At 39.1% G+C, this 12,079-nt stretch carries 11 protein-coding genes; all 11 read right to left on the bottom strand.

Going from position 1 to position 12,079, the window contains the following annotated elements:
• Window positions 1–5: 5 nt before the first annotated feature.
• Window positions 6–881: a UTP--glucose-1-phosphate uridylyltransferase GalU gene (gene galU / locus AY605_RS13540; protein ID WP_064096906.1), complete on the bottom strand. Its 876-nt coding sequence runs from the start codon at window positions 879–881 to the stop codon at window positions 6–8.
• 12 nt (window positions 882–893) lie between these two features.
• Complete coding sequence (locus AY605_RS13535; RefSeq protein ID WP_064096905.1) at window positions 894–2,768, bottom strand: polysaccharide biosynthesis protein; 1,875 nt, start codon at window positions 2,766–2,768, stop codon at window positions 894–896.
• A gap of 118 nt (window positions 2,769–2,886) precedes the next feature.
• The gene (locus AY605_RS13530; protein WP_064096904.1) at window positions 2,887–4,062 is read right to left on the bottom strand and encodes a DegT/DnrJ/EryC1/StrS family aminotransferase; all 1,176 of its coding nucleotides are present in this window, start codon (window positions 4,060–4,062) and stop codon (window positions 2,887–2,889) included.
• Between the two features lie 31 nt (window positions 4,063–4,093).
• Window positions 4,094–4,747: an acetyltransferase gene (locus AY605_RS13525; RefSeq protein WP_064096970.1), complete on the bottom strand. Its 654-nt coding sequence runs from the start codon at window positions 4,745–4,747 to the stop codon at window positions 4,094–4,096.
• Window positions 4,747–5,355 carry a sugar transferase gene (locus AY605_RS13520; RefSeq protein ID WP_064096903.1) on the bottom strand — a complete coding sequence of 203 codons (609 nt, stop codon included), beginning with the start codon at window positions 5,353–5,355 and terminating at the stop codon, window positions 4,747–4,749. The genes AY605_RS13525 and AY605_RS13520 overlap by 1 nt, the downstream gene beginning before the upstream one ends.
• 4 nt (window positions 5,356–5,359) lie before the next feature.
• Window positions 5,360–6,571 carry a glycosyltransferase family 4 protein gene (locus AY605_RS13515; protein ID WP_064096902.1) on the bottom strand — a complete coding sequence of 404 codons (1,212 nt, stop codon included), beginning with the start codon at window positions 6,569–6,571 and terminating at the stop codon, window positions 5,360–5,362.
• Complete coding sequence (locus AY605_RS13510) at window positions 6,568–7,833, bottom strand: O-antigen polymerase (RefSeq protein WP_064096901.1); 1,266 nt, start codon at window positions 7,831–7,833, stop codon at window positions 6,568–6,570. The genes AY605_RS13515 and AY605_RS13510 overlap by 4 nt, the downstream gene beginning before the upstream one ends.
• A complete protein-coding gene (locus AY605_RS13505) occupies window positions 7,830–8,573 on the bottom strand; it encodes a lipid II flippase family protein (protein ID WP_064096900.1) in 744 nt (247 codons plus the stop codon). Before AY605_RS13505 ends, AY605_RS13510 begins: the two co-directional genes overlap by 4 nt.
• The gene (locus AY605_RS13500; RefSeq protein WP_064096899.1) at window positions 8,560–9,624 is read right to left on the bottom strand and encodes a glycosyltransferase; all 1,065 of its coding nucleotides are present in this window, start codon (window positions 9,622–9,624) and stop codon (window positions 8,560–8,562) included. Before AY605_RS13500 ends, AY605_RS13505 begins: the two co-directional genes overlap by 14 nt.
• Window positions 9,624–10,877, bottom strand: coding sequence for a UDP-N-acetyl-D-mannosamine dehydrogenase (gene wecC, locus AY605_RS13495; RefSeq protein WP_064096898.1), 1,254 nt, complete (start codon window positions 10,875–10,877; stop codon window positions 9,624–9,626). Before wecC ends, AY605_RS13500 begins: the two co-directional genes overlap by 1 nt.
• Window positions 10,878–10,889: 12 nt before the next feature.
• Complete coding sequence (gene wecB / locus AY605_RS13490) at window positions 10,890–12,014, bottom strand: non-hydrolyzing UDP-N-acetylglucosamine 2-epimerase (protein ID WP_081406383.1); 1,125 nt, start codon at window positions 12,012–12,014, stop codon at window positions 10,890–10,892.
• Between the last annotated feature and the right edge of the window lie 65 nt (window positions 12,015–12,079).

Below are 12,079 nucleotides of genomic sequence, written 5' to 3'. Positions count from 1 at the left end.
CTTTCTTATAAAGCAAGTTCCTGAATCAATGCTTTAAACTCGCTACCGAGTTTAGGATGATCGATGCCATAATGTAAAACAGCTTTTAGATAACCTAACTTACTGCCACAGTCAAAGGTCTGGCCTTTCATGCGGTAGGCTTCTACAGCTTCGGTTTGCTGCAGCATGGCAATCGCATCGGTCAGCTGGATTTCATTACCTGCCCCGCGTGGGGTCTGTTCCAAAAGCTGCATGATTTTTGCCGGCAGAATATAACGTCCGACCACAGATAGATTTGAAGGTGCAGTACCGACGGCCGGTTTCTCGACGATTCCCTGCATGACGATACTTTCCCCTTCCTCAGGTGATGCAGCAACTTCAACAATGCCATACTGGTCGACCAGATGTTCAGGTACCGCTTCTACCATGATTTGTGAAGCCCGAGATTGAGCATAACGCTGAATCATGCGTGCCAGATCATTTTCCGGATCCTGATCCTTGACCAGTACATCCGGCAATAATACCGCGAAATCATCATCGCCAATCACTGCTTTGGCACACAATACTGCATGGCCCAGACCCAGAGGCTGTGGCTGGCGTACACTAATCACACTCACGCCTGCAGGCAGAATCTCCGTAATTTCTTTCAGCAGGTCGGTTTTGTTTTTTTGCTCAAGGGTGGTTTCAAGCTCAAAGTTACGGTCAAAATAGTTTTCAATCGAAGCCTTGGAAGAATGGGTCACCAGAATAATCTGCTCAATTCCGGCAGCAACCGCTTCACGGACCACATATTCAATCGCAGGGCGATCCACGACAGTCACCATCTCTTTCGGAATGGATTTGCTGGCAGGTAAGAAACGCGTACCTAGACCCGCCACAGGGAGAATTGCTTTTTTGATCATATCTATAAAAACCTAGTTCACTTTAATTTCGTTACCGCGTACATAACCGTCGACATAATGTTCCAGTTGTGCCAGTGCCCATTCAATATCGGCCTGAGTCGCGGTAAGTTCATGTATACGGTTAAATACTGCCAGAATTTCTGCCAATGGATAATGTTTTTCGACAGAACGTAGAATACGTGTATGCGCGGTAATTTCTGTATTTTCTTCGTCAATCAACAGTTCTTCATACAGCTTCTCGCCCGGACGTAATCCGCTATATTGAATTTCAATATCACCATTTGGATTTTGTTCTTCTCGAACCTTGAGTCCGCTCAGCGCAACCATTTGTCGTGCCAGATCCTGAATCCGTACCGGTTCGCCCATATCCAGCAGGAATACGTCTCCGCCCGTACCCAAAGCACCGGCCTGAATCACCAGTTGCGAAGCTTCCGGAATGGTCATAAAGAACCGGGTCACTTCCGGATGAGTCACGGTAATTGGTCCACCCTTGGCAATCTGCTGTTTAAACAGCGGCACCACCGAACCCGAAGAACCGAGCACATTACCAAAACGCACAATACTGATCTGGGTCTGGTTCTGGGCTTCGGCCATGGCCTGACAATACAGCTCGGCCATACGCTTGGTCGCCCCCATCACATTGGTGGGACGTACCGCCTTATCAGTTGAAATTAACACAAAGGTTTCGACGCCTTTTTTTACTGCTGCATTCACACTAAAGGCAGTTCCGACGGCGTTGTTTTTCAGCCCTGCCAGAGGATTACACTCCACTAGTGGGACATGCTTATAGGCGGCAGCATGGTAAACAGTCTGTACGCCATATTGTTCAATCACCCGCTCCAGCTTGGATTCATCCAGTACAGAGCCCAGAATCGGAATAATTTCACAGCTAGCGCTAAGGCGTAACTCTTTTTCAATACTATACAGTGCGAATTCAGTCAGTTCATAAATAACCAGTTTGGCCGGCTGGTTTTTAATGATCTGGCGGCAGAGTTCTGAACCAATCGAACCGCCCGCACCGGTGACCATCACCACTTTATCTTTAATGTTTCTGGCCAGCAGCTCCGGCACTGGCGGCACCGGATCACGCCCCAGCAAATCGATAATATCCACTTCCTGAATATCAGAAATCCGGATTTCACCATCCACCAGTTTGGTCAGCCCCGGAATCTCGGTAATTTTTAAATGCGCCGGTTCTAAAAACTTGATGATTTCACTTTTGCGGACCCGCCCTACCGAAGGCAAGGCAATCAGGATTTCATCAATTTTTTGCTTACTCATGAGCTTTAAGGCAGTCTGGGCATCATAGACTTTGAGTCGACCCAGCTGCTGTCCGGTCAAGGAGCGCTTGTCATCAATAAACATAACGGGTAAATGCTCATTGGAACGATATAGTGCAGCAGCGACCTGTTGACCGGCATGACCCGCGCCATAAATCGCAATGCGTTTTTTCTGTACGTCAGCCTGCAAATAGGAACGGATAATAAAACGGATGATGCCCCGGCTAAACCAGATCCAGGCAAACATCATAAAGCCAAACATGAGTGGAATAGAGGTCGGAATAAATGCCGGGGTAAAATAAGCCAGAGCATAAAGACCAGCGACCGTCAATGCAGTCGCCAGCCCCATTTTAATCATAAACACTTCATTATACGTACGGACAATAAAGCGATAGACCCCACAGATAAACAGTGATGCAACTGCAATCACGCTGACCCAGAGCGTACCAAAGGCCAGATTCGGCACCACTTCTGCGCCTAAATCGAATCGGCGAATGGCATAACATAGCCAGATCAAGACAGGAAAAGCACAAAAATCTAGAATAATTAAAAATGCAAGTTTGGCGGCTCGTGGTGATTCTACGAAAGGCGTAATGATCGATTTCACTGGATGCGTTGTCTCAATTCTAATAAATTTTTAATAAGTCACAATGCGATGAGTAACTTAAAAACATATTCTATATAAGTTAAATGCACCGAACACGGTGCACTTATATTCTTAAAGTTTAAGCAACTATTCTATTAATAACTTGTTGAATTGCGGTGACTGTTTTGTTAATACTTTCATCACTTAATGTAGGATGAACTAAAAACATCAGACTGGTTTCACCCAATTGCTGCGCATTTTTCAAACGCTGTGCCGGACGCCATGGCGTATCATCAAAAGCATGCTCGAGATAAACTTCTGAACAGGAGCCACTGAAACAAGGCACATTCTGCGCACTGATGTCCTGCATGATCCGGTCACGTGACCAGCCTTCAGGCAAAGCATCGATATTGACCTGCACATAACATTTATAGGCAGCATGCACATAATCATCGGATGGACGATGGACGATAAAATATGGACTGTCTGCAAATGCCGCATAAATCTTTTCCATATTTGCATTACGCTGTGCTGTCCATTCGGACATCTTTTTCAGTTGAATACGGCCGATCACACCCTGCATTTCCATCATGCGCCAGTTGGTGCCAAAGGAGTCATGCAGCCAGCGGAAACCCGGTGGATGCTGCTTGTTATAGATGCTGTCAAAGTTCTTGCCATGGTCTTTATAGGACCACATCTTTTTCCACAGATTCTCATCATTGGTGGTGACCATGCCGCCTTCACCGCCTGTCGTCATAATCTTGTCCTGGCAAAAGGACCAGGCCGCAACATGGCCGATTGAACCGGCAGATTTACCTTTATATTTTGCTCCATGCGCCTGTGCACAGTCTTCGATCACATACAGGCCTTTATCGGAAGCCAGCTGCATGATCGGGTCCATGTCGCACATCCAGCCTGCCAGATGTACACAGATAATGGCCTTGGTATTGGGTGTGATCACCGCTTCAATGGTACGGCGGGAGATATTTTGGGAGTCCAGTTCGACATCAGCAAAGACCGGGGTTGCCCCAGCTGTTACAATGGAGCTGGCCGAGGCCAGAAAGGTACGTGAGGTGACAATCACATCATCCCCTGCGCCAATACCTAATGCCTTGAGTGCGACATCAAGTGCTACTGTTCCATTGGCCAATGCCACTGCATACTGGGTTTCTGCGAACCGGGCAAATTCTTTTTCAAACTCGTGGCATTCCTGTCCGGTCCAGTAATTGACTTTATTCGACAATAAAACCCGGGAAACCGCATCCGCTTCTTCCTGAGTAAAACTTGGCCATGGTTCAAATGCAGTGTTTAACATGATGTTTCCTGAATTTTTAAAATTTAAAAACTTATTTTTTCTCTAGAATCCGCGCCGGATTACCAACAACTGTTACGCCCGGTGGTACGCTTTTGGTCACTACAGCGCCCATACCCACTACAGCACCCTTGCCAATTACCAGAGGTTTGTCGGGAGTTCCCTGTTTGATTACGGCACCTGTACCAATATAGGCATGGTCTTCAATATGGATATTGCCATTGCATTTCACCCCAGGAGCAAAGGTGACGTAATCGCCAATGACACAGTCATGAGCAACATAGCTATAAATATTGGCATGAAAGAATTTTCCAATTTTAATATTGGATGTCAGACAGGTGAAAGGACAAAGTAAGCTCCCTTCACCAATATGCACCTCATCCAGAATAACTGTATTGCCTGCTTGAACATCTAGATGCTGTATCTGGTCTTCATTTAAACGCTGAACCAGTTTTTCACGAACTTGACTATTTGCGATAGCAATCGTCACAGCCTTATGTGTATTTGGTTTGCCGAGAAAATCGTGATAACTTAAAACAACATAGCCATTTAAACTAGTGCCAGCTTGGCCATCATCAATAAAAACAAAGTTATCTTTGGCTAAGGTTGGAAATTGTTGGCGAACCAATGGCATAACTTCTTTACCAAAACCACTTGCACCATAAATGCCAATATATAAAGTTGTCATCATGTTTCATCCTTGTTTTGTGAGCCAGTAAAGCGTGTCATGGTGGCTTCGCCTTCGGCACTGATATCATCTTTTGCTAAAACTTTATGTACCGTTTTAAACATGATTTTGAAGTCGAGCCAAATGGACTGATTTTCGACGTACCAGGTATCCAGCTTGAATTTTTCTTCCCAGCCAATGGCATTGCGGCCATTGACCTGCGCGTGACCCGTCATGCCCGGTCGTACATCATGGCGTTTGGCCTGTTCAGGGCTGTAAAGCGGCAGGTATTCCATCAACAGTGGGCGTGGGCCGACAATACTCATATCACCTTTAATCACGTTCCACAGTTCCGGCATTTCATCCAGACTGGTAGAACGTAGCATTTGACCAAAAGGCGTTAGACGTTCACTGTCCGGCAATGGGTTCCCCTGCTCGTCCACAGCATCTTTCATGGTGCGGAACTTGATCATCTCAAAGGGCTTGCCATGTAAACCGGGACGCACCTGGCGAAACAAGACGGGAGAGCCCAAATTTTTTTTCACTTTGTAAGCAACAAATGCATAAAGTGGTGAAAGCAGGATCAGGGCGATGGAAGCGATGATAATATCGAGAAGGCGTTTTAGCATAATCTTATCCTTGTGCAACCCAATCAGAAAATTTTTGTGAAAGTTCCTGACGGTTAAACTGAGAACGAGCTAAATTCTGTGCATTTTCTCCCATGACAACAAGCTCATCACGATGATCTGCCGCATATTCTAATGCATCTGCAAAAGCTAGTGAATTTTCAGGTGGCACAGCAAAACCACAATGTTTTTCTATAATTAGCTCTGCCAACCAACCTGGATAGTTATTTAATACAGGTAAGCCTGCTGCAATATAATCGAAGAACTTATTTGGGGAGGTGCCATAATAAAATGCAGGTACATTAGCTAAAATTTGCAGCCCTAGATCCGCATTTGCCATTAAACCCGCTAATTTAGCTTTATTCACTGGGTCATGAAAAACTACATTTGTTAATTCCAATTGTTGGGCACGCGCCATTAAGGGCTTCTTCTGCATGCCATCACCTACTAGAACTAATTTTATGTCATCTCTACCCCTTTTCTGCAATTCAACAGCCACATCAATTACAGCATCCAGACCATTTGCCAAGCCATGGGTACCAGTGAAGATTGCCATCAAATCCGTTTCTTTTACCTTTACTGGACGCCATGGCTGATGCTCTTGAGCAAATATATCCAGATCGCAACCATTTGGAATAGAAGCCACTTTTTGTGGATCAATACCGCGTTTTACAATACCTTCTACAATTCCAGGAGATAAACCAATCAAGCGGTCTGCTGAATGATAAGACAACCACTCTAGAACAGACATCATCCATAGAATAACCGGATTTTTAATAACCCCCATTGCTTTTGGCAGTTCTGGCCATAAATCTCTAACTTCAAATACAAATGGCTTTCTGCGGAACCATTTAGCAAAAATTCCCGGAATACCTGCTGTCAGAGGTGTAGTGGTTGCAAATAAGACATCATAATTTTCTGTAAAAGCAACTTTAATAGATTTAAATGCAAAGCTTAAAAAAATTAAGATACGTTTTAAGAAAGACAAACTATTTGAATAGGGCAATTCAAATTCAATGATATCAATACCATCTACATTACCTCTACGCATACCACGATCAAATGGCGCTGTGAGCCCCGTTTGCCCCGCACCAAAAGAACCGCAGACCATAGTTACCTGATGCCCATTACGAATGAGTGATTGTGCCATTGCGTAAGAACGAATGCCTGCTGAACCTTTGGGTGTAGAAAAATGTTGATGGAAATATAAAATTTTCACTTTAAAAACCTTAATTTAAAGATATTATTAAAACTGTAAATCAAAATAAATAACATCATTATTGGTAGGAATGAATACATAAATGCATTATAAACTGCGCCGCGAGCAAATATTAATGAGACAATTGATATTATTGAAAATACAATTACCTTAAAATATTTTCTAGAATTATCAAAAAACCTAACCATCAACTCTAATAATGAAATGTATAATGCTAAAAAAGATGAATAAATAAATGCACCCAACCACCAAGAATTGGCATATGCATCACCAAAAACTGTCGGATGCATAGATAAACCTTCATTTGGTGAACTACCAAAATATGCAGAATGCATTAAATATGAAAATTCAATAGGCTTAAAATCAGGAAACCAAAAAAATAAAATTCTAGTTAAAGTATAATTCTTATCAAATCCTTCAAAATTATTGTTATTATAAATGAAATAATAAAAAGCCTCAATAAATGTTGACTCTGCACCTTGTCCCGCATCCAATATACTTAAACCTATATCAGCAGTCAAAAAATCATTTAAATCGTTACTATGTCTAACTGCTCTTGCAAAAACAAATAAAAAAACTGTAACAAGAAAAAATATCATTGGTTTAATAAGTTCTATACCACGCTTACTATACATTAAGTATAAAAACATAGGGACAAGGAACATCAAAACATAACTTCTAGTTTTTAAAACTAAAACAGAAAAACACAAAAATATTATTGTAAGACTATAAGAGAAAATTTTATCAAATTTATTTTTAGAATAATAACTTGATATTAGTATGCCACATGATACATAGGATAGATAAGTGCCTAAAATTACTAAGGGACTATTTGATCTGACCAAATCCCACCAATTTAATGTCATGAGAGCAGAAAATGAAAAAAGTTTTAATCCAAATATAAAGCATAAAAAACATAAAGATAAAAAAAATAAGTAAATTCTATTTAAATCAGAGAAGTCATTATAGTTCTTATATTGAACAAAATCCAACCAAATATTATTTACCTTAAAAATCCTAGTAAGTAACATTCTAAAAAAGCATAAAACTAATAAATACAATGCAGAAAATAAATTAGCTTCTACATATACTACATCAGGATAATTTCTAAAAGCTAGCGGCAATGAATTAAGAAAACTCGGAAATACCACTAGAATTAAAAGACCTAAATAAAAAACTAAAAAAGGACTTTTATTCTTATACTCAAATAACAAACCATAAAAAAAAATAGAAAACATAATTAGAAAAGAGATTAAAATCATAAAAATAAAATCCCTAGTACAAGAATTTGAGAAAACAAGGTAACTCCAATTATTCTTCCTAAAATTAAAGAAAATACCATACTTAATGCATCTTCATTACTATCTTTATCAATAGCAAGAGAAATCTTAGGTTCAATAACAAATGTTAAAAGCACTGTTGCCAAAGCATTTGTAACACCAGATAATTGGCTAATAGAAGCTCTATAATCTGGAAAACTGAGGCTCACAAAAAAAACCATAAATACTGATAATGCATACACAGCGAAAACAATAGCTGAAAGCCAAAAAATTTTTGATTTAATTAAATATGAAAATTTTGGTTTCGCAACCTTAATGTTTTTTTTATTCTTAATAATAAAAAAAGGGAGTTTAAGTAATGTAGTAAAAAGACTTTTACCTAAACTTACACTTTCTAAAACATTAATAAATCCGGAAATTATGTAGGATCTAAAATAAACTACGGTAAGACCTAAAATACCTGAACATATAAACGCACCACTTACCATATACAAATATTGTGTTCTATCTACCCCAAAATCAATTAACAAACCCAATAGAGGAAGCAAAGCCATTGTAAAAAAACGCGTTAACATAAAGACAGCATTCTGCAAAGCATATGCAAGTGTTTTTTTACCAATAAATATTCCAGAGTATCTAGCCAGAAAAGAACTAACCTCTATAAACTGTATAGAGGCAAAACATATAATCACTATAATACAAATAAAACTAGAGCTTATCAAAGAAGGCTAGCTCCTCTGCAACCAAACTTTCAGCACTAAACTTAAGATTTTTAGATTTACAATTAGTGATTTCAATATCCTCAAACTTTATCTTTGAAAAATCACTGTCACTTAAATATGCAACATTTTTGAAACCATTTAGCATTTCAATACATACTTCAAAATCTGAAGTAATCACTGGTATTCCAAATGTTGCCATCTCGCAAACCATTACACCTTGAGCATCATAACGAGTAGGCATCAAAGCACAACTATATTTATTTAAAAGATTAGGAATATCTTTTTGTGCAATAAATGAGTTTATAACCTCAATATTTTTAGGCTTAATATTATAATTAAAATAATTTCCTTTTCCATAAACATGAAATGTCTTATCCGGGTTGTTTTTTGCAAAATTAACAACTAAATCAATTGCATATTTAGAATCATCTAAAGGCCTAATAGTTATGAAATCAGCCTTTTTGTTTTGCTTATCATAGTTGTATTCTTGATCGATAAAAATATAATTATTAGCATTACTAATTACAGCTACCTTACCAATTGTTTCTGGTTTTAATTTTATGTTATTTAAAAATTGTTTCCTCATCCATTCACTAACATAAATTAAACCTAATTCATTATTTGATTGCAACTGTAATAAATACTTTCTTACTAGCTTTAATTTAATACTATCATAAAACTTTACTAATATTTTTTTTAATATCGAATCTTCATTCCAAGTATAAGGTGCTGGATAATCACCATATTTTCTTAATACTTCATGCCCATGGAAAAAAAAGATAATTTTCTTTTTCTTTAATTTGCGAATAACTTTAAAATGATTACGAATATTAGGTGCATGAGATAAAATAATATCTGCTTGATCTAAAAGAGCAAAAGATAATGGATAAACTTTAATTCCCTCAAAAGAATATTCTTTGGATACACTAAAATTAATCACTTGTACATCATGATTCAATTTCAAATATTCAATATTTCTACTATGAACATACGACATAGCATAAGGCTTATCTATAGAAGGATAATCTTGTGATAAAACAAGGATCTTCATTAGAAGATCCCCTTTGTATCTACTATATATTTCGAATCAATTCTATAATTTGCTTTAAATTGCTTATGATCAACCAATATTAAATGAATATCTGCAGAGTCTTTGTCTTCAACACCAATTAATTTAACATTTGTTGGAAACAATTTTGGCAACTCACTGACATTCGGCTCAATCGCTAAAATATTCAAACCTTGTTCAGCTAGCTTTTTAGTAATTTCCAAAGCTGGGCTTTCACGAAGGTCGTCAATATCCGGTTTAAATGCCAAACCATAACAAGCTACGGTGACATCTTTAATCGTTTTTTCAGAGTTCGCCTGTAAAAACTCTGCAATCTTGATTTTAACCTGATCAATCACCCATTCTGGTTTTGCATCATTGACTTCACGCGCAGTACGGATTAAACGCGCCTGCTCTGGCGTTTTCGAAACGATAAACCACGGATCAACCGCAATACAATGCCCACCCACACCAGGACCCGGCTGTAAAATATTGACACGTGGATGACGATTTGCCAGTTTAATCAACTCCCAAACATTAATATCTAATTTGTCACAAATAATAGAAAGTTCATTAGCAAACGCAATATTTACATCACGGAACGAGTTTTCGGTCAGTTTGCACATTTCGGCAGTACGTGCATTGGTTTCAATACAGTCACCTTTTACAAATACTTTATATAAATCGATTGATGCTTGTGAACAACGAGGCGTCATCCCCCCTACAATACGATCATTACTAATCAGCTCTTGCAATACTTTACCGGGTAATACACGTTCAGGGCAGTGTGCAATTAAAATATCGGCTTGCTCACCAGCTTGCTGCGGAAAAGTTAAATCTGGGCGGGCCTCACTTAACCATGCCGCCATTTGCTCTGTTGCGCCCACAGGCGAGGTAGATTCCAAAATCACCAGATTACCTTGACTTAAATGTGGTGCAATTGCCTTGGCAGCTGCTTCAATATATTTTAAATCAGGCTCATAGTTTTCTTTAAATGGTGTTGGTACTGCAACAATATATGCATCTGCTGCTACCGGAGTAAGCTGTGCAGAAAGTTTTTGCCGAGCTACTACATCACGCACCAATGCATCAAGATCAGGTTCTACAATATGTACCTTACCCTGATTAATCATATCTACAGCATGCGGATTTACATCTACCCCGGTAACCTTTACACCATGTGCAGCGAACGTTGCTGCTGTTGGTAAACCGATATAACCTAAACCAATGACACAAATATGTTTAAAATTTTGCATTTTTTACTCAATTTATTTGTTTAAAGCATGAATAATCTGTTGGCAAGCTGTGCCATCACCATAAGGGTTGTGTGCCGCTGCCATGGTTTGATATAAATCTGGATTTTCTAACAGTTCGATGACCGACTGCTGAATGAGTGCCGCATCAGTTCCGACAAGTTTTACCGTACCTGCATCTACTGCTTCTGGACGCTCTGTGGTATCTCGCATCACCAATACAGGCTTGCCTAAAGAAGGGGCTTCTTCCTGAATCCCGCCAGAGTCGGTTAAAATTAAATAACTGCGGTTCATTAAGTACACAAAAGGCAAATAGTCCTGAGGTGCAATCAAATGAATATTAGAAATATCAGAGAGCAAATCATTTACTGGTTTTTGTACATTCGGGTTTAAATGGACAGGGTATACGATCTGAACTTCAGGATGCTGCTTGGCAATGTTAGCCAAAGCTGAACAGATATTTAAAAAGCCTTGACCAAAGTTCTCACGACGATGTCCTGTAACTAAAATCAGTTTTTTAGTAGGATCCAAGAAATCAAATTTCTGTTCAAATTGAGAAATAATCTCTTGATCATTTTCAACTTTTTCTTTTACAGTTAATAACGCGTCAATAACCGTGTTACCTGTAATGGTAATATTTTCAGGGTTAATATTTTCTTTAATTAAATTATTATAGGAAGATTGTGTTGGTGCAAAATGATAAGTGGTTAATGCGCCAGTTAACTTACGATTTGCTTCTTCCGGCCAAGGTGAATAAATATCACCTGTACGCAATCCTGCTTCTACATGACCTACAGAAATTTTGTGATAATAGGCAGCTAAAGAAGCGGCAAAAGTCGTTGCAGTATCGCCATGTACCAGTACCACATCTGGCATCCACTCTGTAAAAACTTGCTCTAAACCTTTTAATACGCCTGAAGTAATATCAGATAAGGTTTGGCCAGGTTTCATCAGATTCAAATCAAAATCTGGGCTAAGATTAAAAAGTTCAAGTACCTGATCGAGCATTTGTCTATGTTGACCTGTTACACAGACTTTGGTTTCAAAACAATCCTCTTGCTGTTTTAATTGTAAAGCCAATGGTGCCATCTTGATTGCTTCTGGTCTTGTACCAAATACCAGCAATACTTTCTTTTTCACTATTACTCGCCTTTGTGCATGAAAATGCTATAACTAATTAAGAGTATGTTTGAGTACAAAATTTC

The sequence above is a fragment of the Acinetobacter sp. SFD genome (assembly GCF_001647575.1).
GTDB classification, from domain to species: domain Bacteria; phylum Pseudomonadota; class Gammaproteobacteria; order Pseudomonadales; family Moraxellaceae; genus Acinetobacter; species Acinetobacter pecorum.
The sequence above is the reverse complement of the archived record's forward strand: the minus strand, read 5'-3'. Positions and strand labels throughout refer to the sequence as shown.